Source organism: Micromonospora sp. CNZ286 (assembly GCF_014207755.1).
In genome coordinates this window covers 2,028,237-2,053,578 of the sequence record NZ_JACHIZ010000001.1, presented here as the reverse complement: position 1 = coordinate 2,053,578, position 25,342 = coordinate 2,028,237, and the positions used below count along the sequence as shown (strand labels likewise).

At 69.2% G+C, this 25,342-nt stretch carries 25 protein-coding genes; 13 read left to right on the top strand and 12 right to left on the bottom strand.

What is annotated here, in order from left to right:
* Nucleotides 1-35: 35 nt before the first annotated feature.
* Together FHX31_RS09575 and FHX31_RS09570 are read right to left on the bottom strand one after the other, a co-directional pair.
* A complete protein-coding gene (locus FHX31_RS09575; protein WP_162881568.1) occupies nucleotides 36-1,652 on the bottom strand; it encodes an FAD-dependent monooxygenase in 1,617 nt (538 codons plus the stop codon).
* A 590-nt stretch (nucleotides 1,653-2,242) separates the two neighbouring features.
* The gene (locus tag FHX31_RS09570) at nucleotides 2,243-2,845 is read right to left on the bottom strand and encodes a TetR/AcrR family transcriptional regulator (RefSeq protein WP_091331284.1); all 603 of its coding nucleotides are present in this window, start codon (nucleotides 2,843-2,845) and stop codon (nucleotides 2,243-2,245) included.
* A 286-nt stretch (nucleotides 2,846-3,131) separates the two neighbouring features.
* On the opposite strand from FHX31_RS09570, the gene FHX31_RS09565 reads away from it, so the two are divergent.
* The 3 genes from FHX31_RS09565 (at nucleotide 3,132) to FHX31_RS09555 (ending at nucleotide 4,722) form a co-directional block, all read left to right on the top strand.
* Complete coding sequence (locus tag FHX31_RS09565; protein WP_091331283.1) at nucleotides 3,132-3,671, top strand: DUF2231 domain-containing protein; 540 nt, start codon at nucleotides 3,132-3,134, stop codon at nucleotides 3,669-3,671.
* Between the two features lie 39 nt (nucleotides 3,672-3,710).
* Complete coding sequence (locus tag FHX31_RS09560; protein ID WP_141722616.1) at nucleotides 3,711-4,163, top strand: hypothetical protein; 453 nt, start codon at nucleotides 3,711-3,713, stop codon at nucleotides 4,161-4,163.
* A gap of 244 nt (nucleotides 4,164-4,407) precedes the next feature.
* Nucleotides 4,408-4,722 (top strand): rhodanese-like domain-containing protein, encoded by a 315-nt coding sequence (locus FHX31_RS09555; protein ID WP_091331281.1) that lies wholly within the window; start codon nucleotides 4,408-4,410, stop codon nucleotides 4,720-4,722.
* Nucleotides 4,723-5,012: 290 nt separating this feature from the next.
* Here FHX31_RS09555 and FHX31_RS09550 read toward each other — a convergent pair whose 3' ends face one another.
* On the bottom strand, nucleotides 5,013-5,327 hold the full coding sequence (locus FHX31_RS09550) for a zinc finger domain-containing protein (RefSeq protein WP_145752121.1): 315 nt from the start codon (nucleotides 5,325-5,327) through the stop codon (nucleotides 5,013-5,015).
* 628 nt (nucleotides 5,328-5,955) lie between these two features.
* Between FHX31_RS09550 and FHX31_RS09545 the strand changes: the two genes are divergently transcribed.
* Together FHX31_RS09545 and FHX31_RS09540 are read left to right on the top strand one after the other, a co-directional pair.
* Complete coding sequence (locus FHX31_RS09545) at nucleotides 5,956-6,183, top strand: SHOCT domain-containing protein (protein ID WP_184975736.1); 228 nt, start codon at nucleotides 5,956-5,958, stop codon at nucleotides 6,181-6,183.
* A complete protein-coding gene (locus FHX31_RS09540; RefSeq protein ID WP_221488047.1) occupies nucleotides 6,173-7,684 on the top strand; it encodes a multicopper oxidase family protein in 1,512 nt (503 codons plus the stop codon). The genes FHX31_RS09545 and FHX31_RS09540 overlap by 11 nt, the downstream gene beginning before the upstream one ends.
* A 29-nt stretch (nucleotides 7,685-7,713) precedes the next feature.
* Here FHX31_RS09540 and FHX31_RS09535 read toward each other — a convergent pair.
* Nucleotides 7,714-8,579 (bottom strand): IS5 family transposase gene (locus tag FHX31_RS09535; protein WP_013474031.1). Its coding sequence is split into 2 segments (ribosomal slippage): nucleotides 7,714-8,246 and nucleotides 8,246-8,579, totalling 867 coding nucleotides; the frame shifts between segments, so codons are not numbered across the junction.
* An 882-nt stretch (nucleotides 8,580-9,461) separates the two neighbouring features.
* On the opposite strand from FHX31_RS09535, the gene FHX31_RS09530 reads away from it, so the two are divergent.
* On the top strand, nucleotides 9,462-9,749 hold the full coding sequence (locus FHX31_RS09530) for a zinc finger domain-containing protein (RefSeq protein ID WP_145752114.1): 288 nt from the start codon (nucleotides 9,462-9,464) through the stop codon (nucleotides 9,747-9,749).
* Nucleotides 9,750-11,027: 1,278 nt separating this feature from the next.
* Here FHX31_RS09530 and FHX31_RS09525 read toward each other — a convergent pair.
* From FHX31_RS09525 to FHX31_RS09510, 4 genes are all read right to left on the bottom strand, one after another.
* Nucleotides 11,028-11,933 carry a sulfite exporter TauE/SafE family protein gene (locus tag FHX31_RS09525; RefSeq protein WP_145752112.1) on the bottom strand — a complete coding sequence of 302 codons (906 nt, stop codon included), beginning with the start codon at nucleotides 11,931-11,933 and terminating at the stop codon, nucleotides 11,028-11,030.
* Entirely contained in the window at nucleotides 11,930-12,520 is a 591-nt protein-coding gene (locus FHX31_RS09520; protein WP_145752110.1) for a rhodanese-like domain-containing protein, read from the bottom strand. The genes FHX31_RS09525 and FHX31_RS09520 overlap by 4 nt, the downstream gene beginning before the upstream one ends.
* Nucleotides 12,521-12,590: 70 nt before the next feature.
* A complete protein-coding gene (locus FHX31_RS09515; protein WP_184975733.1) occupies nucleotides 12,591-13,991 on the bottom strand; it encodes an MBL fold metallo-hydrolase in 1,401 nt (466 codons plus the stop codon).
* A gap of 122 nt (nucleotides 13,992-14,113) precedes the next feature.
* Complete coding sequence (locus tag FHX31_RS09510) at nucleotides 14,114-14,383, bottom strand: metal-sensitive transcriptional regulator (protein ID WP_145752105.1); 270 nt, start codon at nucleotides 14,381-14,383, stop codon at nucleotides 14,114-14,116.
* Nucleotides 14,384-14,535: 152 nt separating this feature from the next.
* Between FHX31_RS09510 and FHX31_RS09505 the strand changes: the two genes are divergently transcribed.
* Complete coding sequence (locus tag FHX31_RS09505; protein ID WP_145752102.1) at nucleotides 14,536-15,738, top strand: NAD(P)/FAD-dependent oxidoreductase; 1,203 nt, start codon at nucleotides 14,536-14,538, stop codon at nucleotides 15,736-15,738.
* Nucleotides 15,739-15,815: 77 nt separating this feature from the next.
* Entirely contained in the window at nucleotides 15,816-16,208 is a 393-nt protein-coding gene (locus tag FHX31_RS09500; protein WP_145752100.1) for a DUF302 domain-containing protein, read from the top strand.
* Nucleotides 16,209-16,787: 579 nt separating this feature from the next.
* Here the strand turns inward: FHX31_RS09500 and FHX31_RS09495 are convergent.
* Nucleotides 16,788-17,147, bottom strand: coding sequence for a DUF202 domain-containing protein (locus FHX31_RS09495; protein WP_145752097.1), 360 nt, complete (start codon nucleotides 17,145-17,147; stop codon nucleotides 16,788-16,790).
* A complete protein-coding gene (locus FHX31_RS09490) occupies nucleotides 17,144-17,536 on the bottom strand; it encodes a YidH family protein (RefSeq protein WP_145752095.1) in 393 nt (130 codons plus the stop codon). The genes FHX31_RS09495 and FHX31_RS09490 overlap by 4 nt, the downstream gene beginning before the upstream one ends.
* A 455-nt stretch (nucleotides 17,537-17,991) precedes the next feature.
* On the opposite strand from FHX31_RS09490, the gene FHX31_RS09485 reads away from it, so the two are divergent.
* The 3 genes from FHX31_RS09485 (at nucleotide 17,992) to FHX31_RS09475 (ending at nucleotide 20,541) form a co-directional block, all read left to right on the top strand.
* The gene (locus FHX31_RS09485) at nucleotides 17,992-18,258 is read left to right on the top strand and encodes a metal-sensitive transcriptional regulator (protein ID WP_145752166.1); all 267 of its coding nucleotides are present in this window, start codon (nucleotides 17,992-17,994) and stop codon (nucleotides 18,256-18,258) included.
* A 535-nt stretch (nucleotides 18,259-18,793) separates the two neighbouring features.
* Entirely contained in the window at nucleotides 18,794-19,414 is a 621-nt protein-coding gene (locus FHX31_RS09480) for a TetR/AcrR family transcriptional regulator (RefSeq protein ID WP_145752092.1), read from the top strand.
* Nucleotides 19,411-20,541, top strand: coding sequence for an FAD-dependent monooxygenase (locus FHX31_RS09475; RefSeq protein ID WP_145752090.1), 1,131 nt, complete (start codon nucleotides 19,411-19,413; stop codon nucleotides 20,539-20,541). Before FHX31_RS09480 ends, FHX31_RS09475 begins: the two co-directional genes overlap by 4 nt.
* A gap of 363 nt (nucleotides 20,542-20,904) precedes the next feature.
* Here FHX31_RS09475 and FHX31_RS09470 read toward each other — a convergent pair whose 3' ends face one another.
* Both FHX31_RS09470 and FHX31_RS09465 read right to left on the bottom strand, forming a co-directional pair.
* Nucleotides 20,905-21,660: a PIG-L deacetylase family protein gene (locus FHX31_RS09470; protein WP_145752088.1), complete on the bottom strand. Its 756-nt coding sequence runs from the start codon at nucleotides 21,658-21,660 to the stop codon at nucleotides 20,905-20,907.
* A gap of 288 nt (nucleotides 21,661-21,948) precedes the next feature.
* Nucleotides 21,949-23,337: an MBL fold metallo-hydrolase gene (locus FHX31_RS09465; RefSeq protein ID WP_145752086.1), complete on the bottom strand. Its 1,389-nt coding sequence runs from the start codon at nucleotides 23,335-23,337 to the stop codon at nucleotides 21,949-21,951.
* 70 nt (nucleotides 23,338-23,407) lie between these two features.
* Here FHX31_RS09465 and FHX31_RS09460 point away from each other — a divergent pair, with 70 nt between their 5' ends.
* Nucleotides 23,408-23,737: an ArsR/SmtB family transcription factor gene (locus tag FHX31_RS09460; protein ID WP_145752084.1), complete on the top strand. Its 330-nt coding sequence runs from the start codon at nucleotides 23,408-23,410 to the stop codon at nucleotides 23,735-23,737.
* Between the two features lie 13 nt (nucleotides 23,738-23,750).
* Nucleotides 23,751-25,337, top strand: coding sequence for a 4Fe-4S dicluster domain-containing protein (locus FHX31_RS09455; RefSeq protein WP_145752083.1), 1,587 nt, complete (start codon nucleotides 23,751-23,753; stop codon nucleotides 25,335-25,337).
* Nucleotides 25,338-25,342: the final 5 nt, after the last annotated feature.

Here is a 25,342-nt window from a genome sequence, read left to right as displayed (position 1 = left end):
GGGGCCCGGCCGCGTCGCGGCCGGGCCCCAACAGGTCATCTGGGCACGGGCACCTGTTCCGGGTGGACGGCGAGTTGCGACCAGACCGACTCGACTGAGTCACCGGACCCGGCGACGTACCGGTCGGGCCGGACCAGGACCACCGGCGGCAGCGGCCCCGAGCCGTCAACGAGCGACCCGTCGCCAAGAAACACCACCGGGAGACCGCCCCACGTCGGGGCGGAAGGATGGGGAAATGCCTCGCCGTGCTTCTGCCGCACGACCCACGTGTAGTGGCCGGGGTCCAGCTCTTGATACAGCCGTCCGCCGGTGCGCAGTTCAGGGTTGGGCATGCGACGACCGGCGCGCGCCGAGGCGATGGCCGGATTGGCCAGCGGGCTAACCGGATAGGCGATTTCGAGCATTCCGACCGCCCGTCCGAGCCGCGCCTGCACGGCGGGATGGGAGAGGATCCGGGGGGCGACGGGACCGAGCAGCGCTCGGAGGAGGCCGCTGCGGGCGGTCAGTGCCCCGGTCGCCCGCGCGGTACCCCGAACCATGGCCCGGGCGACCGGACGCCGTTCTGCCTCATAGCTGTCGAGGAGTTCCTCCGTCCGGAGGACTTCCCGGCGCCGCGCGACTCCGAGTTTCCAAAGAAGGTTGTGGGCGTCCTGGACGCCGGTGTTCAGGCCCTGGCCTCCAACCGGACTGTGCACGTGCGCGGCATCGCCGGCGAGGAGCACCCGTCCCCGCCGATAGTGGTCGGCGATGCCGTGACGCAGGTTGAACTGCGACTGCCAGACGACGTCGTGGCTGCCGAACTCGATCCCCGATCGCCGTCTGATCAGCGCGTCGAGGAAGGCGGCGTCAATGGTGATCGGCGTATCCGACGGCGGTGTCGGTACGTGCGCGATGATGCGCCACCGGCGCGGCTCGGGCATCGGAACGATGAGCAGCAGGCCCTCCGGACCAAGAAAAACATGACCTTCGTCTTCGATCACGTCTGCGGTGGTCTTGACGTCGGCCAGGACGAATGTGGCTTTTGCATCTGCCCGGTCGAGGTGGAGGCCGACCTGCTCGCGCACCCGGCTGCGGCCGCCGTCACAGCCAACCACCCACCGCGAGCGCACCACGTCCTCGCCGTCGTCGGCCCGCTTCAGTCGCGCTTCGACGTGATCCCCTTCCTCATGGAGTTCATCGAGCGAGACCTGCCACTCCACCTCCCCGCCCAGCCGGTTGAGGTGCTCTTCGAGAATCCGCTCTGTGGCGTACTGCGGGATGGACAGCCAGTACGGATAGGCGGTGTCACCCCAGGGCAGCTCCATCAGATCGACGCGCACCGTGCGAGGACGACGACCGGCATGGATGTTCAACGCGGCGAATGGTTGCCCTTCGGCCACGGTGGCCTCGGCAACCCCCATGGTCTCGAACACCTCGAGCGTGCGGGCATGGACGACGAGCGCCTTGGAGAAGGTCGAGCGGTACGCCTTACGGTCGACGATCCGGACGCTCAGCCCGTGCCGAATGGCCTCGCAGGCCGCTGTCAGACCGGTGGGGCCGGCGCCGACCACCAGCACGTCGACGTCAACGGCACCTACCCTCTCCTCCGCCCCGGACGGCTCGCCATCGGGGTTGACAGCCACGGGCGTCCGGTGTTCCGGTGCGAACGACAACGCGACCCTCCCAGGTGTCAACAACAGGTGCCACGGCGTGGTGGACCCAGCCCGACGTCCGTCGTCAAGGGTCGTACCCTGGCCAAACGCAGACGTAGCGAGAAATCAGCGTCCGGGTTTGGCAGCTGAGATCTTGTTGGCGCAAGCGCATTTCCCAGGGCCAGGGAGGCAAAACGCAGGGCTCGGAGACTTTCCCTGGGACTCAGGCGCACGGACTGAAATGGGACCTCACCACCGCCCCACCGATCGACCGCCATGGGCCGGGCTGGGACGGAACCGCAGCGGTCCGGGGCGTGCTGCGATACCGCTGGGAGAACGCCGACGACAAGGTCCGACCCCGGCGCCGCGCCTACCCGCCGAGTGCGGGCTCCGGCGACGAGCGGCGACGCCGACATGGTCACCACCCACTCCGGCGGCAGGTCGGACCGGATCAGCCCCGCCTCCTCCTCACGCCGCGGCACCGGGCCGCTTAGGCTCCGCGTCGCTGCAGGACTTCCGGCGGGGGGGGGTTGGGGGGCACGTGTCCCTAATGCGCAGGTCCTGCTCCCGCCAGGGACAACCCCCGCCGCCGATGCCGCTCATCCCTGCGGCTACGGGTTCGGGGACGGCAGCTCACCGGTCAGGTACCGCTGCACGGTCGCTCCGACGGTGCGGATCACGATGTCGGCCGCTGCCGCAGCCAGCGGCTCCAGCTCGACCAGGTAGCGAGTGAACGCAAGGCCGGCCAACTGCGAGGCGACGAACGCCGCCCGTAGGGGCGCCTCGCCCGGATCGAGATCGCATTTGCTCATCACCGCGTCGACCACGTCGGGAAAGATGACCTCCCGGACCAGCCGTGCGATGTGGTCGGCCGTCGCCGCCGTACGCAACAACGCGCTGGCGTTGGCGCCCGCGTCGCCCTCCCACAGTCGGAGGAATTCGGCAACGATCCGCTCCCCCAGCGTGTCGACGCCACCAGCAAGCAATTGTGCGAGGATCCGGTCCGGATCGACCGCGCTGCGCAGGACGGTGAGGAAAAGCTGGTCCTTGGTGCCGAAGTAGTGGTGCACCAGCGCAGGGTCCACGGCGGCGATCGAAGCAATCTGCCGCATCGTGACCCCACCGAAGCCCCGCGCCGCGAAGGCATCCCGCGCGGCGGCGAGAATTTTCTCGCGCGCGCCCGACCCAGCCGGGCGCCTGCCGGTTCGTGCCATCGGTCCTCCCACCGTTCACCGGCCTCGCGTGCCCACAGGCCGGTCTCGTGCTGTCAGAACGTGCCCCCGGGCCCGTGTGATTGCACAGCAGCGCGCGCGACGCCCCCTTGACCACCCCCAGAAGCTAGACAGTCATGTCGCAGTTCGTCTAGAGTCGGGCCGGCGGCCCCACCGGTCCGCCGCTCGCGGCAACGTCTTCGTCGCCGACGACGGGTACCGCTTCGCCGCAATAACGTCGCGGCGACATGGCTGCTCCCTGCTCGTTGGCCGGAAGGGTTGGAGCCTCATGTTCGACACCATTGCCGACCTGCCGATACACCCGTTGGTCGTGCACGCCACGGTGATCGTCGTGCCGGCCGCCGCGCTGGTCGTCGGACTTGCCGGGGTGTGGCCCACGTTCCGCGCCCGAACCGCTCCGCTCGCACTCGCGTTGAGCGCGCTGGCGTTGGTCCTGGTACCGGTGACCGTACAGTCGGGCGACGCCCTGCGCGGGCGTCTCCCCGCGAACGAACTGATCGACCGCCACCGCGATTTCGGCACTGGCCTGCTGCCCTGGGTGATTGCGCTTGTGTTCGCAGCCGCGGCGACCGGCTGGCTGCACCGCTGGGAGACGGCTCGGGCCGGCCCGGCCGGGCCGGACGGCGGGTCGCACAGTTCGGGCGTTCCCGCACCCGCACCGCGGCTGGCAGCCGTCGTGGTGGCCATCTTGGCCGTGATCACCGCCGCAGGCGTTCTCGCATCGGTTGTCCGCATCGGCCACAGTGGCGCGGAGGCCGCGTGGTCTGACGTGGCGACGACGACCGCGGGAAGCACCACCCCGAGCTGAGGAGGCAAAGATGACTTTGGGTGCTAAGGAGCAGCGACGGTGACCGCCGCAGAGGAGACAACCACCAGAGCGAGCACTCCAGGTATCCCATGGCGTCGGCTGTCATGGCACTTCCTGGAAATGGTGGTGGCCATGTTCATCGGGATGGCGGTGCTGGGCATGGCCGCACGACTCGCCCTCGCCCTGCTCGGCCAGGCTGACCTGCTGGATCGGGTTGAGGTGCGGGTCGTTGTCATGATGCTCAGCATGGGTACTGGCATGACGCTCTGGATGTACTACCGCCGCCACCAGTGGGCCGGCATCGTGGAGATGAACGCCGCGATGCTCCTACCGTTCGCGGTACTACTCGTGCCGTTCTGGGGCGGCGCGCTCCCTGAATCGGCGGTGATGATCGCGGGTCACATCCTGATGCTGCCCGCCATGGCCCTGGTACTGCTGCACCGCCGGGCCGAGTACGCGAACACCCACCGGAGTCACTCGAGGCGACGCTAGCAGGTCAGGACAGGGCCAGGAACAGTTTCTCAGTTCCTCTTTAGTCATCTCCGGCTACTCGACACGGCCACGCGCGACCGGGCGGTGCCGCATCTCGACGCGATGATCTTGTAGCCGGTCCGCGCGGCGGCCGCGAGGGCTTCCCCTTCAGGCGCCGCCCGCCGAGCGCTTGGCGGCGGGCAGATCGGCGCGCTACTGTCGGAGCGTCATACCCCCTGGGGTATCCACTCAAAGGAGTAGAGCTATGCGCGAGGTCGACATGGCAACCTTTTCCGCCGCCCACGCCGACGGGGCGACGGTGATCGACGTACGGGAACCCGTCGAGTACGTCGGCGGCCACGTCCCCGGCGCCCGGTGCATCCCCCTGGGCCACCTGCCCACCAGCATCAGGGACCTGCCCCGCCGCGGCACGGTGTATGTCATCTGCGCTAGCGGCAACCGCAGCCAGGTGGGCGCCGAGTTGCTCGAACGGGCCGGGATCGACGCCCGGTCGGTCGCCGGGGGCACGGCGGCGTGGGCCCGCGCGGGTCGCTCCCTGACCCAGGGCAGCCGGGCCTGAACCACTAGGCCAAGACATCAACCAAGAGGCCAGGAGGCCGAGTGCAACAGGGTGGCTTCTTCCGGACGCTGCTCGACGAGCAGATCCCCGTGGCCACAGCCGAGCGGCACTGATCGCCTCGGACGGGTTGCTGATCGACGTACGCGGCCCTGCCGGAATTGGAGGCCGGCCACGCGCCCCGGGCGCGGCACATAGACCGGGCGGCCGGTCGCCCGCAGCTCCGCGACCAGCGCACTGTCGCCGGCGTAAGCCAGCATCGCGACCAGCAGAGCTGCGGAAGACGCGGCGCGTCATGGGGGTGGCACTTCTCCAGCGAGCACCTTCGCGGCCAGCTCGACCCGCTCAGGGTGGAAATCGCCGCGCACGGGATGGCCAGGAACGTTAATGCAGCTCCGGCCGGGCGCGGCATCGCACACCGGGCACGGGGCGAACTGCCCGCCCTGCGGCTCTACCGCGACGCCTTGGGACGCGGCTGCCCTGGCCATCTTGAGGAGCGCCCCGAACAGCTCCTCGTCCCGGTACCGCGTCGCGGCGGCGGCCACCTCCCGCATTCCTTCCATGAACTGTACGGCAGCCTGCTCCCCGGTCATCTTGATGAGCGGCATACGGTCCGTCTCCCCGACCTCGTGTGTGCCAAACCTCGGCTACCGAACCGGGACCGCAAACCGGCAAGCAACACAACTACAAGCGAGAGCACCGCCAAAGCGAATGGCGCGGCGACGAACCAGCGGCGGCCCGTCGTCGCCCGGCCGAGCTGGTACCTCCCCTGGTCCCATGGAAGGCAACATATGTTTCTCGCGGGTGTCCCCCAATGAGTTCGGCAGCCGCAAAATCTGGCCGAGGAACCGGTGCGATTCCCAGAAGGCAAACCAGCGACCCGGGGTTCAGCTACATCACCGTCGTGCAGGTCGGGAACACCGTAACGGGGTCCGGCGTAGCATCGGCCGCCGACTGGGTGCGCAATCTCGCCGAAGGCGTGGGGGCCCGGCTCGGGTAACCGTCGACCATGGCGCCGAATCCTGCGTCAGGGCTGGGATCTCGCCGTCGCCCACGCGGTCCTCCCATCGGGTGTCTGCCCCCGGGCCTTTCGCCGTCCGGCTGCTCCGGTCGGCGGAGACCGGTTAACGTCAGATCGGCACCCTGCCGGTTAACCAACATCACTCGCCTGCGCGATGGGCGTGCCGCTCGGGCCACTCCCGGGCCGGCACGCCGGTGATCGAGCGAGGAGGCGCCATGGGCCCGTGGGGTGTCGGAATAGGTTGGACGTGGCTGTGGTGGCTGCTGCTGCTCGTCGGGGTGGCGGCCATGGTCGCCGGCCTTGCCTTGGCCGCGCGGTCGCCTTCCGGGGAAGCGACTGGCCGGGGCGCGACGGCACGGGAGATCCTCGACGTGCGGTTCGCCCGCGGTGAGATCGGCGAGGAGGAGTACCGGCAGCGACTGCGGGAGCCCGATGAGCACTGAACGTCGCGACGGACGCCGCCGCGGAATGACACGCCGGAAGGCGCTGCTGCTGGCTGGCGCGGGCGCTGTCAGCGCCGGAGTCGGGGCGGCGGGGCTGCTGCGCGGCTGGGGTTCCCCGACGTCGACCGTGAGTGGCTCCCCCGGCGCCGTTCCGACCGGCGACCGGTTCGTCGAGCCGACAGTGATCGCCAGCGAGGGCGGTCGGCTGCACGTCACGCTGAGCGCCGCCGCCGGTCGGGTGACGATCGCCGGTCGCTCAGTGCAGGCCATGTCGTACAACGGCTCGGTGCCCGGTCCGACCCTTCGCCTCAGGCCGGGCGACCGGGTGACGCTGGACTTGGTGAACCGCCTGGGCGCCTCGACGAACCTACACACGCACGGGCTGCACGTGTCGGCTGAGCGGAATGGCGACAATCCGTTCCTGCACATCAGGGACGGCGAAACGTTCCGCTACGAGTACGAGATCCCGCGCGACCACCCGGCCGGAACGTTCTGGTACCACCCGCACCTTCACGGGACGGTCGCTGACCAACTCTTCGCGGGCCTGATGGGGGCGATTGTCGTACAACGGGATGACTCGGTGCCGCTGCCGGCGCAGCGCGAGCGGGTCCTGGTCATCACCGACACCACCCTCAACGGCGACCGCATCGCGCAGGCCAACCAACGCGGCCGGATGCTCGGCCGGGAGGGCGAGCTAGTGCTCGTCAACGGCCGACTGAAGCCGACCATGACCGTCTCCCCCGGCGGCTACGAACACTGGCACATCATCAACGCCTGCACGTCGCGCTTCATGCGACTCCGGCTAGAGGGGGCTGAGCTGCTGCAGGTCGCCGGAGACACCGGTCGCCTTGCCACGCCGACCCAGGTCGACAACATCCTGCTCGCCACCGGCAACCGGGCGGAGCTGCTGGTACGGATACCAGGCCCTGGCCGGCACCAGCTGGTCGCCGAGCCGGTGGACCGGGGCGGCATGGGCATGGGCCTGGGGCGCGGCAACGCGGGCGGCGACACGCCCGCCACGCTGCTGCAGGTGGAGGCGGCGGGCGAGGCGGCGGCCACACCCCAGCTACCCGGCCGACTGGTCGAACCCGAGGACCTCCGGGCAGTCGCCGTGAACGGCCGGCGCACGCTGACCTTCGCCATGGAAATGGGCCGAGGCATGGGCGGCGGCATGAGTTTCACCATCGACGGCAAGGAGTTCGACCCCGACCGGGTCGACGCCGCCGTCCGCCTCGACACCGTCGAGGAGTGGACGGTCCGCAACACCAGCCCGATGAACCACCCGTTCCACCTGCACGTCTGGCCGGTGCAGCTGGTGGCCCGCGACGGCAGTCCGGTGGAGGGTAACCCCCAGTGGTACGACGTGGTCATCCTGCCGGCCCGGTCGAGCGTGACGGTGCGGGTGCGCTTCACCGACTTTCCGGGACGGACCGTCTACCACTGCCACATCCTCGACCACGAGGACCTCGGGATGATGGGAGTGGTCGAGGCGCTACGTTGACGAGGATCGTCTAGGGCCTGTCCTGTCGATCATGGAAGCCAGATGATGGCGGCGATGAGGATCAGGCTGGCTCGGTAGAGGGATGCGCGTTTGGCGTAGCGGGTGGCCAGGTCACGCCATTGCTTGAGTCGGTTGAAGCAGCGTTCCACGACGTTGCGTTTGCGGTAGGTCGCCTTGTCGAAGGCGGGTGGTCGCCCGCCGGTGCTGCCCTTGGCGGCGCGGCGGGCGATCTGGTCGCTGCGTTCGGGGATGACGTGCCGGATCCCGCGTTGGCGCAGGGCTCGACGGGTGGAGTCATGGGCGTAGCCCTTGTCCGCGATCAGCACGTCCGGACGTTTGCGGGGCCGGCCCGGTCCGGGCTGGTTGACGCGGATCGCGTCGAGCAGGGCGAGGAGCTGGGGGTTGTCGCCGGCCTGGCCCGGGGTGAGCAGGATCGACAACGGCCGGCCGCGTCCGTCGACTGCGAGGTGGATTTTCGTGCTCAGTCCTCCGCGTGATCGGCCGATGGCCTCGCCATCTTGCGCACCAGGCGTCGCCGGACTTGTCGGGGAGCCCCCTTTTTGCGGGCGCCAGCGGCATGCTGATGCGCCCGCACGATCGACGAGTCGATGCTGATCGTCCACTGCACCGGTGTGCCGTCGTCGTGCACCTGCGCCGCCGCGAGGATCCGATCCCATGTCCCGTCGGCGCTCCACCGACGCAGCCGCTCATGGCAGGTCTTCCACGGCCCGAAACGTTCGGGCAGGTCACGCCACGGCGCACCCGTGCGCAGCTTCCACAAAATCCCGTTGATGACCTGCCGGTGATCTCGCCACCGCCCACGAGCACCGCCCGGCTCCGGTAGCAGCGGCGCGATCACCGCCCACGCCTCATCGGTCAACTCACCACGACGCACCACCGACACATCGTCAACGACCAACCCCTACAAGATCGGCAGGACACGCCCTAGCCGTGGGCGATCAGCAACAATTCACGCTAGCGGTCGGCGAGGTGCTCGGGGGCGTCCGGCCAGACCGTCGACGCGTGTCACGGCAGCCCGGGTACTGGCCAGTACCAGCACGGCCGATTCATTGCCGATGGCGATGGCGAGCGACCAACGCAGAGTACCGACGGTCACCACCTTGGGCGAAATGGATTCTTTGCTTAATCTGCCTCGGTATGCCGAGCGGCCGGTCAGCGACTCATTGAGCCCATGTCGGATCCCGTAGGAGATCTACATGTAGGTTCGCCGCCCGGGTCATGGGCCACCGGTCTTCCCGACGATTTCCGTCCAGGCAGCGGCCGCTCCCCCGCGACCGACCCAGACGACCAGAATGGAGGCGCCGATCGCGGCGGCCAGTGACAGTGCCTCGCCGCCCGTACCAGGCAAGGCACTGTCAGTCGAGCCGAGGCGCAGCAGCCGCCGACCATCTTGTCCGCCGCACCCATTCACCGCACCGAAGATGGAGGCGCCGATTCTTTCCGTGGGCCGGAGCCGGTTTCCTCGTCCTTCCAGGCGCTACCTCGCTGCCACGGTTCCACCAGGAATGGCTACTTCTTCCATTCGAACCGGGTGAGCTAAATGCGCAGTGGCCTTTTGATGAACTTGATAGCCTTGAGGGCGGCCTTTGTTGAACTACGCTCCCGTAGGGGGCGTGCTCGCGTGGACAATGGGCACCGTGCATTTTACCTCCTTCCGTTCTCGCGCAGGTAGGCTTCGCCCGCTTCGACGGCTAGAGGGTGGTTTATGCCTGGACCAGGCCGGGAAGGCACCGAGATGGACCGGGTGGAAGAACGCATGACCGAGCAGCAGGCGGCCGACCAGGTGTGGGACGCGCTGATGAAACTTTCCGAGATCGCAGCCAGGTCCCGGCACCAGCAGCGGGAGCTGTACCCCCTCATTCGCCAGATCGTTGACGCGGTGGTGGCCCGAGGGGTGCGTGCACCGGGTACCGGCCTGTTCGTCCCGTGTCCGGTGTGTAATGCGATGGTGGGGCAGAGATGCATCACCATTCCCGGACACATCCTGCACGACAGCATCCACCCGGAGCGCGTCGAGCTGTGCAAGGAAACGATTGGCCGCTAGAGGTTAAGCGCCATCGGGTCGCGGAACGCCTGTCCAGGTTCCACTTGTCCTGGTACCAGCAGCGACATACGGAACGTCGGGCTGCTGGCGCATGTACGCCAGGTTGTCGCGCATGGCCTGCGCCGCCTCGCTGCCGTCGGTGTCGTAGGTTAGCGGTCGACCCCCACTCACCGAGGATCAGCAGCCTCTTGACCTCGGTCCGGCGTGCGTACTGCAGCGGCACCGCTTTGCGCTCGGTCGGGTGCGTTAGGTGCTGTCGCCCGTGTCATAGAGTTCGAATCCGATGGTCTCCACCCCGGCGTAGCTGGCCACAATTCCGACGTCGTCCCAGAAGGCCGCGCAATGGCACTTGGCGTAGTAGTCGGTAAAGATCGGCGTCAGCCGGACCTCGCTGCGGCGTGGGTGGCCGGCGAGCGGGTTGATCAGCGCCTGCCACTCGACCGGTAGGTGGCGGGGTCCGGGCGGCCCAGGTGCCCTGCTCAGGCTCGTGGTCCAGCCCAGATAGAACGGCGTGGTCCAGGCCGCCGGCCGCGAGCTGGAGCAGAGGTGGCCACATCGACCGGCCAGTCCTAGAAGCTGTACAGCAGGGTTGCGGTACGGGGACTTCGTTGAAGACGGCCCCGGTCCACCTCTTGAGCCCGGAGCCCGGCGTCGGGTACAGGCGAATCCCGTGGGATCGCCGTACTTCGCCTTCATGTTCTGGATGTCCGTCGCGCCTCAACGGTGCGGCATCGACGGTTACCGGCCGGGGGCGGTTCCGGCCCGGCGGACCCGCGGCCCTTTGAGCCGTCAACTACCGGCTGGGGTGTCGGCAGGACGGGATGCTCCTGGAGTCTACCCGTTCCGCAGAGGTTGGCGAGGTCGTGGCCGACCACGAGGACTGTCCCGCCTGGGCGCACCGCGTCTCGGCCGTGCGCCAGTACGACTGGGCCAACCACACCGCGGTGCCTCCCTCGCCGGCGGCCACGTCGAACGCCCTGGCCGGACGCAGGCCGGCCCACCTTCTCCACCACGAAGCGGTTCGGTTGGACGGTCCACACCAGCGAGGCGCTCGCGTACCGCTCGCCCCAGTTCCTGCTGTCCATGGCCGCGCTTCTGTCGACGCACGACCGAAGAACGTTCACGGCGTGGCCCTCATCCTCACCAGTTCCGTGGCCGCTAAGCGGCCGGTTCCGGGCCGAGTCCGTCACCCGCCTGCCGTGCGAGCAGCGGCCGGACTGCCCGACGGTAGACGGGCGAGGGGCGTCCGGACCTGCCGGACGCCCCTCGTGGTCGCGCTCAGTGGCGGGGCGAGGATCCGACCGCCGCCGTAGCGATCCGTTCACGCTGCGGCTCGGGCTTCCTCCGGCCACGCAGCACGGTCACCACCACGGCGATCGCGGCGGCAACGCCGACGCCGATCCAGAGCAGCGGGTTGGTGCGCAGCTGGTCGGGCAGCTGCTGGGCGAGGACGAAGACGCCCATCACCACGACGAACCAGCCGAAGGCCTTGCGCAGGGCGGCCTCCGGGATCTTCCCGGCGAGCCGGCCGCCGACGAAGCTGCCGATGATGGCGGCGACGGTGACCGCGGCGGCCAGGCCCCAGTTGATGTGCACGCTGGAGAGGTAGCCGGCCAGGCCGGCGAAGGACTTCATCGCGATGACCACCAGCGAGGTGCCGACCGCGACCGGCATCGGCAGGCCGCCGAGCAGAGCCAGGGCGGGCACCACCAGGAAGCCGCCGCCGGCGCCGACCAGGCCGGTGACGAGCCCGACGACGATGCCGTCGAGGATCACATGGAGCACGGGCAGTTCGTGCGGCACGGGCTTGCCCTCGGCGGAGCGACGGCCGCGGATCATGGCGACGGCGGTGGCCAGCATCATCAGCGCGAACCCAGTGAGCAGGAAGCCAGCCGGGATGAACTCGGCCAGCCGACCGCCGGCGTAGGCGCCGGTCATGCCGGCGAAGCCGAAGATCAGTCCGGTACGCCAGCGGACCCGTCCCGCCCGGGCGTGCGGGAGGACGCCGACGGCGCTGGTGGCGCCGACGACGAGCAGGGAGGTGGCGATGGCCTCCTTGGCCGGCAGGTCGGCCACGTAGACCAGCAGCGGTACGGCGAGGATCGAGCCGCCGCCGCCGAGCAGGCCGAGGCTGACGCCGATGAGGACGGCCAGTCCGATGGTCAGGGCCAGGGTCGCGGTCATGCCCGCCCCCCGGTGCTCTCGCGGAGCTGGCCGACGATGGTGTCCAGGTCGCAGCTGGCACCCCGGTTGTACGGCAGCTTGCCGAGCATCATGCCCATCGCGCAGGTGTTGGTCACGGCAGCGAAGGTCAGGCCGGCGCCGATGAACCCGGCGACCCACTTCAGACCCGGCACGAACACCGAACCGAGGATGCTGAGCAGGACGATGGAGCCCGCGACCAGGCGGACCTGGCGCTCCAGGTCCCAGCGCTGCTTGCCCTGCCGGATCGGCGCGTTGGCCGCCTGCCAGGCGAGCATGCCGCCATTGAGCACCTTGAGGTTCGGCAGTCCGACCCCGGCCAGGGACTGCTCCGCCTGGGCGGCGCGGGCACCGGAGCGGCAGATCAGCACCACGTCCTCGTCCAGGTGGTTGCGCAACTCCTCGCGGTGCTCCTTGAGCAGGTCCAGCGGCACGTTGTAGGCGCCCGGGATGTGGGAGGTCTCGAACTCAGCCGGGGTACGCACGTCGAGCAGACGGGGCGCCCGGCCGGCGTCGATCAGTTCGCGCAGGGTGGCGCCATCGAGCGTGGTGGTCTCGGAAGCAGTCATGTCTCCTCGTTCACAGGATGTCGGGGGCCGGCCGGCGCCCGGTGGCGCCGGCCGGTGGGGCGCTGATCGGTCAGGCGCCGCTGACCATCTCCAGACCGGCATCACCGGCCTGGTCGACCTTGTCGTCGATGACGACGACCTCGCGGCCGGCGTTGGCCAGCAGCGACGCCGCGGCGGTGGCGCGGTAGCCGGAGCCGCAGTGCACCCAGACGGCGCCGGCCGGTACGTCGGCCAGCCGCTTGGGCAGGTCCGGCAGCGGGATGTGCACCGCGCCCTTGATGTGGCTGGTGCGCCACTCGTTGGTCATCCGCACGTCGAGGACCACATCCGGGGCGGGCAGCCCGGCGGGCGTGTTGCCCGCGCGCCCGGCGGCCAGCGCCGGGAAGTCCGAGAGCCGCATCTTCCGCAGCTCCTCCGGCTTGGTCACCCACTTCTCCGGCTGACCGGTGGCCTGCGCGGTGGGCCGGTCAATGCCGATGCGAACCAGCTCGCGCTGGGCGTCGGCGACCTGCTCTGGCGTCTCGGCCAGCAGGGTGATCGGGACACCCCAGTCGATCAGCCAACCCAGCCAGGTCGACATCGGTCCGTCCAGCCCGAGGCTGACCGTGCCGGCGACGTGCGATGAGGCGTACGCCTTGCGGTGCCGCAGGTCGACGACCCACTGCCCGTCGGCGATCCGCTCGCGCAGTTCGGTGGCATCGGCCCGGGTGACCGGCGTCAGGTCGACCGGCGCGGGGCCGGCGAAGTTGGCCACGCCCATGTGGGCGTAGTACGCGGGGTATGCGTCAAGGCCGGCGAGGGTCTCGGTCACGAACTCGTCTGCGGCCAGCTTGAGGGCAGGGTTGGCCGTCTTCTCCCGGCCGATCGTCGATTCGGGTGCGTCGGACTGGCTGGCCGAGCAGAAGCTGCCGAACCCGTGGGTCGGCCACACCTCGGCGCTGTCGGGCAGCAGGTCGGCCAGCCGCTTGGCGGAGGCATGCTGGTGGTGGGCGAGTTCGTGCGCGTGCTCCTTGCCGAGCAGGTCTGTACGCCCGGTGGTGCCGAAGAGCAGCGAGCCGCCGGTGAAGACGCCTACCGGCCACCAACCGCCCTCGGTCGACTCGTCGAGGACGTACGACAGGTGGTGGAAGGTGTGACCCGGCGTCGCGATCACTCGCAGCCGCAGAGAGTCCGAGACCGGAACCTGGTCACCGTCGGATACCGGCATTCGGTCGAACCCGACCTCGTCGGCCGCGGCCACCAGGTAGTGCGCACCGGTCACCCGGGCAAGCTCGAGCCCGCCGGACACGTAGTCGTTGTGGATGTGCGTCTCGACCACATGCGTGATCCGTACGCCCTTCTCACCGGCGAGGTACAGGACCCGGTCGATGTCACGCTGCGGGTCGACCACGATCGCCACCGTGCCGTCCGAAGCCAGGTAGCTCCGGTCGCCGAGGGACGATGTCGCGATAACGGACACCTCAAGTGTCACTGGCCGTACTCCCTTCAAAGACTACATACCCGGGGGGGTATATAGGGGGCAGGGTCCTGCCCGGCTCATGTGAAGCGGTTACCGCCCGCGCCGCCGGTGGCGGCACGGGACAGGTGGCCCGATCAGGCGAGGGCCAGGAAGAGCTTCTCCAGCTCCTCCTCGGACATCTCCGGCACCTCGCCGCGCTCGCGCGCGGCCTCGCAGTACCGCACGCCCGAGGCGATGATCTTGTACCCGGCCCGGTCGATTGCCTTGGACACCGCCGCGAGTTGCGTCAGCGCCTCGCGGCAGTCCTGATCGTTTTCCATCATCTCGATGACCGCGTTCAGCTGTCCCCGCGCCCGCTTGAGCCGGGTCAACGCCTCACTGGTCATTTCAGGTCGGAGATTCATCGCGCCACCTCTCGCGTTCCACTATACCCCCGGGGGTAACGGTTGGCGAAGGGGATACCCCCCCGGGTATGGTTAACCTCGAAGGTCGCCGGAGGATTCCCGCCCCTCCGCGGTGCCCCCGGCGGTCGCCCTTCTCCTACCTGAGAGGTCCCATGACTACCGTCCGGCACCATCATGTGGTCATCGTCGGCGGCGGCACCGCCGGCATCAGCGTGGCCGCGCGGCTACATCGCCAGGGCGTCACCGACATCGCCCTGGTCGAGCCCTCCGAGCACCACTACTACCAGCCCCTATGGACCCTGGTGGGAAGCGGCCTCACCAAGGCGGGCGAAACCGTACGGCCGCAAGGAAAGCTCATCCCCAAGGGCGTGACCTGGATCCGGGACCGGGCAACCAGCGCCGACCCGGACAACCGCACCGTCACGCTCGGCAGCGGCGACACGCTGGCCTACGACCAGCTCGTCATGGCTCCCGGGCTGCAGCTCGACTTCGACGCCGTACCCGGCCTGGCCGAATCGGTCGGGCGCAACGGGGTGTCGAGCAACTACCGGTACGACCTCGCACCACGCACCTGGGAGTTCATCCAGAAGGTGCGAGGCGGCACGGCGATCTTCACCATGCCGGCCGGACCAATCAAGTGCGGCGGCGCGCCACAGAAGATCGCCTACCTGGCGGCCGACTGGTGGCGCCGGCAGGGCCTGCTGGACGGCATCCGGATCATCCTGGTGCTGCCCACGGCGACCATCTTCAGCCAGCCGGACTGGGCGAAAGTGCTCGTCCCGGTCGCCGCGGACTACGGCATCGAAGTGCGCTATGAGTCTCAGCTCGTCGAGGTCGACGGGGACAGCCGGCGGGCGGTCATCCACGACAACGCCTCCGGCACCAAGGAGACCATCGACTACAACCTGCTGCACGCCGTACCGCCGCAGAGCGCGCCGGACTGGCTCAAGGACAGCGCTCTCGCCGATCCCGCCAGCCCGTTCGGCTACCTGGCGGTCGACCAGTACACCCTCCAGAGCACCCGCTGGCCCGAGGTCTTCGCCCTCGGGGACGTGGCGAACCTGCCGACGTCCAAGACCGGAGCCGCCATCCGCAAGCAGGCGCCGGTCGTGGTGGCCAACATGCTCGCCGCGCCCGGGCGCAAGCCGCTGCCGGCCCGCTACGACGGCTACACCTCCTGCCCGCTGGTCACCGCCCACAACCGGATGCTGCTCGCCGAGTTCGACTACCAGCTCAAGCCGAAGCCCAGCTTCCCAGTCATCGACACCATGAAGCCGCGCTACGACATGTGGTTGCTCAAGCGCTACGGGCTTCCGGCCCTGTACTGGCACGGCATGCTACGGGGGCTGGTCTGACTGGCCCGAACGGTTTGCCGAATCACCCACGCCGATCGTTCGCGACCGGCACCATCTCACCTGAAGGAGAGCAGAGCATGAGCTACGCGATGACCACCCGGCTGACCGCCGGATTCACCCCGACCCTCGAGCGGGTCCGGGCCGCGCTGAAGGACCAGGGCTTCGGAGTGCTGACCGAGATCGACATGCGGTCAACGCTGCGCGAGAAGCTCGGGGTCGACATGGAGGAGTACGTCATCCTGGGCGCCTGCAACCCGCCCCTCGCGCACCGCGCCATGGAGGCCGACCGAAACATCGGCCTGCTCCTGCCGTGCAACGTCGTGGTCCGCGCCGACGGTCCGGACGCCACCCTGGTGCAGGCCCTCGATCCGCAGGTGATGGTGCAGCTCAGCGACGCAGCCGAACTGCGGGAGGTCGCCGACGAGGCGACCCGGCGGTTGCGCGCGGCACTGGACGCGCTCACGGGCTGAGAGGTGGCAGGGGAATTCGCGCCCGCACCCCTGGGCGGTCGCACCGACAGCGGCGGGCGGCCTGCCCGGCGGTCTTGGCCCGCACGTCGACCATGTCCAGGTCACCGGAACGAATCGCCCGCTTCAGCGCGCGGACCGGCAGCCCACCGGATCGAGAGCATCGACTCCGAACGCGGCGCACCGGCTGCGGACAGCCTGCAAGCTCGCAACCGGTCGGTGCGCTGTACGCGGTGTCCAGCAAGGCGCGGGCGCGCGGCCTGCGTCAGCGCAGCGAGATCCTCAACCCGGCAAACGCGCCGGAATCCGGCGGTCGCGGACCGGCTAAGCACCGATGCTGACACGAGTTCGTGTGCCTTGAGCGGCCACGGTACTCGAGCAGCCACTTGCCCTGGACCGCACCGCGAAGCGGTGGCCGAGCGATACCTGGCGCAGGGTCTCGCGGGAATGATCGACCGGTCCGGACGTTCGCAGTTCACCCCAACGCACTCCGGCGCCCGCCGAACGCAACGTGCTGCATCTGCGGCGAGGCGACCATGGGATCGGCGCATCCGCTGGCCGGCTCGGGCTGGCCGCGAGGTGTCACGCCGTGCTGTGGCGGGCCGCCGCGAGTAGGACGGCGAAACCAGCCAGGGCCAACAATGTGGCCGCCGTCGCGACGCCGACCACCATCCGACGGTCCGCCACGGCACGACCAGAACCCGCTGCCGCCACCATCAGTCGATAGCGCGGTCGCGCCCAAGCGAGCAGGACAACGCCAGTGAGCAGCCCAAGTCCCCCGGGGATGGCGAGCGCCGGTCCGCGGGACAGGCCGGTGTAGAGCAGCAGCGCGCCGACTCCCGCGAAGGCCAGGGCGGTGCGCTGCCAGGCGAGGTAGGTGCGTTCGCTCTGCAGGCCCACGTCGATGACTTCCGTTGGATGTGCGGGCTCGGGACGTCTCATTCTTGTCCTCGCACCACTTCCATCAGCACGAAGACCAGCGCCAGCACCATAACCACGGACAGCCCGATGCCAACCACCCGTGGAAGCACCGACCGGGGCAGCGGCCCGCCGAGCCGGATCGCCCGCTCGCGGCGCTCCCACCGCGCGTAGCTCGTCGCGGCGATGACGGTGGACATCACGATGAGTATGACCCCGAGCATCGGCCGGGCCCCCGCGAACGCGAAGTCCGGCACGATTTGAACGACCGCCACACCACCGGCCAGCAGCGCCAGCGACGTGCGGATCCAGGCGAGGAACGTACGCTCGTTCGCCAAGCTGAAGCGGTAGTCCGGCGTCTCCCCCACCTCGTGCAGCGGGGGACGATCCGGTCGCGGACGGAACAGCGTCATGGTGACCCACCCCTCCCGCGCCGGTCACTGATCGTGGTGGCCATGTGTGCTCCTCCCATGTAAATGCTGGCCGCTCCGTCCGGCTGTCGGGTGGACCTAGACCCGTACTCCCAAGCCAATCCAGGTAGGCGGCCGCAATTCGACTGCGGTTACCGTTGGCGCAGATGACGTTGACCGCCTCACCGCGACGAATCTCCGCGGCGCACGCCGGCACGTGTCCCAGCAGAACCACGCGTGCATGAGCCGCGTGCCCGATCATGTACTCGTGCGGCTCGCGGACGTCGATAACCACCGCAGCGTCGGAGCGCGCGTGGGAAAACGTCGCAAGGTCTACTTCAATCATCGCAGAACCGTCTCCTACATACCCCCCTGGGTATATGCGGCGATAGTAGCATGCCGCAATTCCATACCCCCCCGGTGTACATTTGGCGCCGGACATGGAGAGGGGCTTGAACATGCAGGTCGACGAAAATGCAGTCGGTGACGTGATCAAACGGCTTCGCCGCGCCGAGGGCCAGATTCGCGGCGTCATCGGCATGCTTGAAGACGGTCGAGACTGCGCCGACGTGGTGACCCAGCTCGCAGCGGTGTCGCGAGCACTGGACCGCGCCGGGTTCAAGATCATCGCTAGCGGGCTGCAGCAGTGCGTCAGCGGTGCCGCGGGCGAGGACCAGAAGGCCAATCTCGAACAGATGGAGAAGCTGTTCCTGTCTCTTGCGTAACCACCATCTGATGGGGGTGCACCCCGTCGAGGCGCGAGTCCCCCACAAGGTTGTCGGCTCCGCCTGATAACTGACCCCATGGTTCCGGGCCGCTGAATTCTGACCCCTTCCGGAAGCATCGGGAGGTGCTGGCCGTGGAGGACCGGGCGGAGATCCGCTGGTTGTACCGGGCCGAGGGTTGGCGATCACGGCCATCCCTCGTCGGCTGGAGGTCTCACGGAACACGGTGCGCAAGGCGCTTGGGAGCCATGAACCGCCCCGCTATCAGCGGGTCACTCGCGGTTCGATCGTGGATGCGGTCGAGCCGCAGATTCGGGCGCTGCTGGCTCGTCGCCAGCGCCGACCACGCCGGATCCAGTGCGTCTCCGACACGCCGCCCCTGCGGTGTGGTCGTCCGCGACTGGTCGGCGAAGTCGCCGAGGCGGATCCGGCGCCGTCGGCTTCCGCGTCAGGACCTGGTGTGACGCAACAGCGGCCTGCCCGAATATTCGGAGGAAGCTGTTGACCGAGCGCACTCACTGAGTATGCTCAGTGAATGAGCGAGGAGTCAAAGTCCGCGCCTACGGGGGTGCGGCAGCAGCGCAAGGAGCAGACCCGGCATGAGCTGCTGGCGGCCGCGCGGCGCGTCATCGAACGGCGCGGGCTCGCGGCGACGACCACCCGCGAGATCGCCGCCGAGGCCGGGGTGGCGGCCGGAACCTTCTTTGTCCATTTCGCGGACATGAACCTGCTCGTCGAGACGCTGCTCGACGAGCGCATCGGGCAGGCGCTGCAACTGGGCATGGACACCGTGCCAGCCAGCGCGGACCTGGTCGGACAGCTGGTCCATGTGGCCGGCTGCCTGTATGAGGGCTATGACGACGAGCCTGACCTGGCCCGGCAGTACTTGGCCGCGACCCTGTTCCGATCCGGTCCACACGGCCCGGCACAGCAGCGCATCCAACAGTTTCAGGACTGGGTCACCGAACGGATCACCGAGGGCGTCGGCGCCGAAGCCATCCCCGACATCGACCCAACTCTGGCCTTCACGGCGTACTTCGGGCTGTATTTCGCCTTCCTCGTGGCCGGCCTACGAGGCGAGTTGGAGCGACCGCAGCAATTGGCCCTGCTCGCAGCATCGCTGCATCGCCTATTCCGCATGGAGGATGGAGCATGAAGACACTCGTTGTCGGCGGTGGCATCGGTGGACTGACCGCCGCCATCGCGCTGGCGAGGACCGGCCACCAGGTCACACTGGCGGAGAAGATGGAGCAGTTTTCGCCAGTCGGCGCGGGCATCATCATGGCACCCAACGCCGCCAAGATCCTCGCCGAGCTCGGCGTCGACCTGTCCCGGCACGGCCACGCTCTACCCTCGCTCGACCTGGTCGGCGCCGGCGGGCAGCTGCTACAACGGCTGGAGACCCAGCGCCTGGCCGGGCAATACGGTCCGATGTGGGCACTGTCGCGGCCCGACCTGCACGCCGCCCTGCTGGAGCAGTTACCCGAACGGGTGCAGCTGATCCTTGGTAGCAGCGCCAACGGAATCCGGCAGGATTCCCGCGGGGTATCTGTCTGGTTCGGCGACGAACCGGATCCACACACCTTCGACGTGGTCGTCGGAGCGGACGGCCTGCACTCGACCGTCCGCAGGCTCAGCTTGGGACAGCAGCCGCTGCTCTACAGCGGTGCCACCTCTTGGCGCGGCCTCACTCGCAACCCCGGCTTCCTTCGGGCGGTGGAGGCCTGGGGCCCGGGCACCCGCATCGGCGTCGTCCCGCTGCGCGGCGGTCAGCTCTACTACTACCTGGTCAGGTCGGCGCCGCGCCGCGCGCCCGAACTCGACTGGCCGGACGGCTTCCGGGCCGCCTTCGCCGCGCATCACTCGGATCTGACCAGGCTGTTCGACATGCTGACCGATCGGCCGCCGCTACACCACGACCTGGAGGAACTGGCCGCGCCGGTGTGGGGCAGCGATCGGGTGTTCCTGCTCGGCGATGCCGCACATGCCATGACCCCCAACCAGGGGCAGGGCGCGGCCATGGCCATCGAGGACGCTTATGGCCTGATGAAGGCGCTGCGGCCGGGTATCGCCGGAGCCCTGCAGCGGTACACGACGTTGCGGCACGAGCGAGTGCGCGCGATACAGCTCACCTCCCGGCGCATTGGGAAGTTCTCGCACTGGACCAATCCGTTGGCCCGCACCGTGCGCAATACGTTCATGCGATCCCTGCCGCCGTCCCTGGTCGAGGCCCAGTACCACAAGCTGGTGCAGCCCGCGCTCGACCTGCTGGCAAAGGCGTAGGGGCCCGGAAGAGCACTCAGGTACCCGCGGCGGCGGACTGTTGCCGTCTTCTTCACGGGGTAGAGCCGCCCGCCGGGGCAGGTGAGCAGAGGCGCCCCTCGCACCGTCCCTCACGCCGCCGGTCCAGCATCTGCACTGCAACTCGCCTCAACCCCAAACTGTCAACGCCAGCTCATGACCAGCACTCCTGGTGCCGCCCCACATCTGTGCCCACACGGCCCGACCGGAGCGGGCGGGACCAGCGACGCCCGGAGCCGCATCTTTGAAGCGCGCTGAACTCTTGGTCGACCTCATTCAGCCATCTGCTACCGCAGACTCCTCAGATGATCATTCTCGCGCGACGCATACCGGTGCGACGGCGCCTCAACCGGTGAACACGGGCGGGCGAACGTATCCCGCCGCCACGCAACCTGATGTTGTGCCCGCCAGCGTCGCCGGGTCAATGAATCGCAGGTACTCATGGTCGCCGAGCAGTTCCAAGCGGCGGCGCAGCACCGGATTCTCGATGGACTGACTGCGGTGGCAGGCGATGGCGGCTGCTTGGAGCCGGCGACGCACGACAAGCGCCGCGTCCAGTTCGGCCGGGTCGCGTCCCATGAAGGTCGTGCCGAGTTCGGCATTCAGCTGCTCCGCGACCCACCTGGGCACCGCCCAGGCCAGCACCGGCAGGCCGGCCACGCCGGCAGCGGCTAGGGCGGCCTGGGTGGCGCGGTGGTGGTCAGGGTGGCGGGTAACCCCGCCGAGGTCGAAGACCATCAGGTGACTGGGGCGTTCCTCACCGATCAGCCGCAGGATGTGACCGGCCAGCTCATCGAGGGGCACCGCGCCGAGGTTGCCGTCCGGGTAGTCGTGCAGCTCGACCCGGGACACGCCGAGTGCGGCACTGGCACCGTGCATCTCCTGCGACCGGGTGACCGCGAACTCTCCAGGGCTGCCGTGCAGGGTGGAGGCTCCGCCGCGGGTGAAACAGAGCACGCTCGCCCGGGCGCCGTGGGTGATCAGCTCCTCCAACACGGCACCAAGGCCAGAGGATTCGTCGTCGGGGTGGGCGACCACGGCGAGCACCCCGGTGACCTGCCAAGGAAGCTTCGGCCAGGTGCCGGTAGTCGGAAGCGTCATGGCTATCACCTCTCCACCAACCACAATACCCCCTAGGGTATATGGTTCGCCCGGTCATCGCCGCGTTCGCCGTGCCGATCGGGGACATGCTGATCACCGAATCGACCACGGCGGGAAAGCTTGCCTCCCGGACCAGCCGTGCGATCTGGTCCGCGGTCGCCCACGGGCCACACCACACTGCGCAAAGCCCACGAACACCCTGAACCCGCCCATACCGCCGCGCGAACGTGCCGGTCCGCCCCGGGCGGCCGGACCCGCCCGTCTCTCCGTGAACGGCGACGTTCCCGGCTAAACGCTTGCGGTCCGCAGGGACCGGCACCGTACCCGCCATTCCCCGACGCCACCGTCTCCGACCAGTCGGACCGGCACGGCGGCGCGGTCGAGCAGGCTCGCCGCGATCGCGGCCCGGTGCCCGTTCGAGCAGATCACCCACACCGGTTCGGTACGGGGGAGTTCCTGCCGGCGCGCCGGGAGGTCGGCGACGAAGACGGTGTGGCTGCCGGGGATGGTGCCCCACTGCCACTCGAGTGGCTGACGGACGTCGAGCACCGCCGGCTGGTGGCCGCGGACGTACGCGTCGCAGAGATCGTCGGCGCTGACGAGGGGGTACGACGACACGTCACCGCCGTGCGAACGCCACCGCTCGACCCCACCCGGCAGGTACCCCTGCACGTTGCTCCAGCCGATCCGGATGAGCTGGGTCATCACCTCCCGCAACGACTCGGGTGCCGGCTCGGGCAGGATCAGCAGCATGGGGGCGTCGAACGGCAGCAGCCACCCGACGTAGCTCGCGAACCCGGAGTTCAGCTCGATGTTGATCGAGCCGGGAACGTGCGCGGCGGCGAATGCGGCCCGATCGCGGGCGTCGACCACCCACAGGCCCGCCCACAGGGCCTCGGTCACGTCGGCCGGGGTGACCTCGGGTGGTTGCGGGACCGTGCCGAGCGCGGGAGCCCCCGCCCTGTTGATCGTCCCCATGTGCGCGTAGTAGCTCGGGTAGGCCATGAGTTCCCCGGACAGCTCCTCGGCGAAGCTGGCGAAATCTGCGGCGAGCAGTAGCGGATTGCGCTGGCGCTCGGTACCGATGAGGCTGGTCGGCGAGGTGGACGGCATAGCCGCCACGCAGAAACTCCCCGCGCCGTGGGTGGGCAGCACCCGCACGTCGTCGGGAAGCGTGGCGAGTCGGGACAGGCTGGCGTACTGGTCCTGGGTCAGGCGGTCGGTGAAATCCGGGCCGAGCAGGTCCGTACGCCCGGCGCTGCCGAGTAGCAGGCTGCCCCCGCTGAACAGGGTCTGCGGCTCCGTTGTTCCTGCCTGGTAGGCGAGCCAGGCGAGGTGCTCCGGGGTGTGGCCCGGCGTGGCCGTGGCGACCAGCCGCAGATCGCCCACGGCGACCTCGTCGCCCTCGTCGACCGGCCGGTGCGGGAACTCGTAACCGCCTCGGGCGGGCAGCACCAGCTCCGCGCCGGTGGCGGCGCGCACCTCGTGCGCACCGGAGACGTAGTCGTTGTGCACGTGCGTCTCCAGCACCGCACGCACCCGTACCCCCAGCGTCTCGGCCGCGGCGAGGAACCGCCACGCGTCCCGCTGGGGATCGACCAGGACCGCCTCGTCGCCCGAGCGCAGCAGATAGCTGTTGTCCCCGAGCCCGGGCGTGGTGAAGACCTCGAAGTCCATGACACACCGCCTCACGTTTTTGGCCAGCAATCAATTGACTAATTGAAGACCCAAGAACTAGCGTCTGTCCATGGCGCTTGGCCCCGGACCGATGCTCGACGAGACCGCCGCACGGTTCGCCCTCCTCGGCGATCCGACGCGGCTGCATCTGGTGAGCCTGCTGTGCGAGCGCGGGGAAACATCCGTCGGCGAGCTGGCGGAGGCCGCCGGGATCTCGGTCGCCAACGCGTCCCAACACCTACGGAAACTGACCCTCGGCGGGGTCCTCGGCCGACGCAAGGTCGGCAACCAGGTCTTCTACCGGGTCGTCGAGAAGACGATCGAGCGGCTCTGCGAGATCGTCTGCGCCAGCGTGCAGCACCGGGCACGCCTACTGGAAACCACGACCACCGACTCCTAGCCGGGAGGGCGCAATGCCACACGAGCCCGCGCCGCCAATCATCGCCCGCTCGATCGGAACGGGGCCACCCAGCCCCGCGTGGGCGAAAGTCATCGACCAGACTAAATGCGTGGGCTGTCATGCCTGCACCACGGCATGCAAGTCGGAGAACGACGTGCCGCTCTCGGTGACCCGCACGTTCGTCAAGAACGTCGACGTCGGTGCATTCCCGCAGGCCCGGCGGGCGTTCCAGGTCACCCGCTGCAACCAATGCACCGACGCACCCTGCGTGGCCGCCTGCCCCACCAGCGCGATGTACGTCCGCGACGACGGCATCGTCGACTTCGACAAGAACGCCTGCATCGGCTGCAAGTTCTGCATGGCGGCCTGTCCCTACGATGCGATCTTCATCAACCCCGAGGACCACTGCGCGGAGAAGTGCAACTTCTGCGCACACCGCCTCGAAGTGGGACTGGAGCCGGCCTGCGTGGTCGTCTGCCCCACCCAAGCGATCATGGTCGGCGACCTGAACGACCCCGACTCCGCCGTGGCGCAGATCGTCAACCGCGAACCGGTGTCGGTCCGCCGGCCCGAAAAGGGCACCAGGCCGAAGCTGTTCTACAAGGGAGCCACGCAGGCCACGCTGGATCCCCTCGCCGCCGGCCGACCGGAGGGGGACACCTACGCCTGGGCCGAGCAACCGACGGGTCCGCACATCGTGCAGGGACCGACCACGGCCCAGTCCAGCAGCGCCGCCGCCATCATCTCGTACGACATCGCGCACCGCGCGCCCTGGGACTGGCGGGTCAGCGCCTACACCTGGACGAAGAGCATCGCGGCCGGGGCGTATCTGGTCCCCCTGCTCCTGGTGCTGCTGGGCAGGCTCGACGCCGCCAGCTCGCTCTGGGTCTGGATCGCTCCGGTCGTCGCCGCCACGTTTCTGGCCCTGACCGCAGCCCTACTGATCTGGGACCTCGAACACCCGGAACGGTTCTATCTGATCCTGACCCGGCCACAGTGGCGCTCCTGGCTGGCCCGCGGCGGGATCATCCTGGGCGGCTTCGCCGCCGTACTGGGGCTGCACCTGCTCGCCGCGATCATCGACGCCCCCGCCCTGCGGACCGGCGCGGCCGTCGCGGGACTGCCGCTGGCCCTGCTCACCGCGGTCTACACCGCGTACCTGTTCGCTCAGGCCAAGGCACGCGACCTGTGGCAGAGCCCGCTGCTCCCACCACACCTGGCGGTGCAGGCGTTCCTCGCCGGCGCGGCGGTGCTGCTCCCGATCCAGGCATGGCGGACCGATGGAGTGACCCACGCCCTGGGCTGGGTGCTCGGCGGCGCCACCCTGGCACACCTGCTGTTCGTGCTCGGCGAGGTCACGCTGCCGCATGTCACCGCCCACGCGAGGCTCGCCACGTACGCGATGACCGGCGGCCGGTACCGCTGGCCCTACCGGGCGAGCCTGGCCCTGGTGGCCCTCGCCCTGCTGGCCGCGGCCGGAGTCGTGTCGGTCGGCCTCGGCGGTGGGCTGGTCGCCGCGGCCGCGGTGGTCGCGCTCGCCGGCCTGGCCCTGCACGAACACGCCTACGTCCAGGCCGGCCAATCGGTCCCCCTCGCCTAGGAGAC

What these genes read in the sequence shown, in the direction of transcription:
- FHX31_RS09520 (WP_145752110.1), bottom strand. Translation starts at nt 12,520, where the DNA reads ATGACTGCTTCCGAGACCACCACGCTCGATGGCGCCACCCTGCGCGAA.
- FHX31_RS09510 (WP_145752105.1), bottom strand. Translation starts at nt 14,383, where the DNA reads ATGAATCTCCGACCTGAAATGACCAGTGAGGCGTTGACCCGGCTCAAG.
- FHX31_RS09470 (WP_145752088.1), bottom strand. Translation starts at nt 21,660, where the DNA reads ATGACGCTTCCGACTACCGGCACCTGGCCGAAGCTTCCTTGGCAGGTC.
- FHX31_RS09505 (WP_145752102.1), top strand. Translation starts at nt 14,536, where the DNA reads ATGACTACCGTCCGGCACCATCATGTGGTCATCGTCGGCGGCGGCACC.
- FHX31_RS09530 (WP_145752114.1), top strand. Translation starts at nt 9,462, where the DNA reads ATGACCGAGCAGCAGGCGGCCGACCAGGTGTGGGACGCGCTGATGAAA.
- FHX31_RS09540 (WP_221488047.1), top strand. Translation starts at nt 6,173, where the DNA reads ATGAGCACTGAACGTCGCGACGGACGCCGCCGCGGAATGACACGCCGG.
- FHX31_RS09465 (WP_145752086.1), bottom strand. Translation starts at nt 23,337, where the DNA reads ATGGACTTCGAGGTCTTCACCACGCCCGGGCTCGGGGACAACAGCTAT.
- FHX31_RS09490 (WP_145752095.1), bottom strand. Translation starts at nt 17,536, where the DNA reads ATGACGCTGTTCCGTCCGCGACCGGATCGTCCCCCGCTGCACGAGGTG.
- FHX31_RS09550 (WP_145752121.1), bottom strand. Translation starts at nt 5,327, where the DNA reads ATGCCGCTCATCAAGATGACCGGGGAGCAGGCTGCCGTACAGTTCATG.
- FHX31_RS09495 (WP_145752097.1), bottom strand. Translation starts at nt 17,147, where the DNA reads ATGAGACGTCCCGAGCCCGCACATCCAACGGAAGTCATCGACGTGGGC.
- FHX31_RS09525 (WP_145752112.1), bottom strand. Translation starts at nt 11,933, where the DNA reads ATGACCGCGACCCTGGCCCTGACCATCGGACTGGCCGTCCTCATCGGC.
- FHX31_RS09565 (WP_091331283.1), top strand. Translation starts at nt 3,132, where the DNA reads ATGTTCGACACCATTGCCGACCTGCCGATACACCCGTTGGTCGTGCAC.
- FHX31_RS09570 (WP_091331284.1), bottom strand. Translation starts at nt 2,845, where the DNA reads ATGGCACGAACCGGCAGGCGCCCGGCTGGGTCGGGCGCGCGCGAGAAA.
- FHX31_RS09500 (WP_145752100.1), top strand. Translation starts at nt 15,816, where the DNA reads ATGAGCTACGCGATGACCACCCGGCTGACCGCCGGATTCACCCCGACC.
- FHX31_RS09480 (WP_145752092.1), top strand. Translation starts at nt 18,794, where the DNA reads ATGAGCGAGGAGTCAAAGTCCGCGCCTACGGGGGTGCGGCAGCAGCGC.
- FHX31_RS09460 (WP_145752084.1), top strand. Translation starts at nt 23,408, where the DNA reads ATGGCGCTTGGCCCCGGACCGATGCTCGACGAGACCGCCGCACGGTTC.
- FHX31_RS09555 (WP_091331281.1), top strand. Translation starts at nt 4,408, where the DNA reads ATGCGCGAGGTCGACATGGCAACCTTTTCCGCCGCCCACGCCGACGGG.
- FHX31_RS09545 (WP_184975736.1), top strand. Translation starts at nt 5,956, where the DNA reads ATGGGCCCGTGGGGTGTCGGAATAGGTTGGACGTGGCTGTGGTGGCTG.
- FHX31_RS09455 (WP_145752083.1), top strand. Translation starts at nt 23,751, where the DNA reads ATGCCACACGAGCCCGCGCCGCCAATCATCGCCCGCTCGATCGGAACG.
- FHX31_RS09475 (WP_145752090.1), top strand. Translation starts at nt 19,411, where the DNA reads ATGAAGACACTCGTTGTCGGCGGTGGCATCGGTGGACTGACCGCCGCC.
- FHX31_RS09485 (WP_145752166.1), top strand. Translation starts at nt 17,992, where the DNA reads ATGCAGGTCGACGAAAATGCAGTCGGTGACGTGATCAAACGGCTTCGC.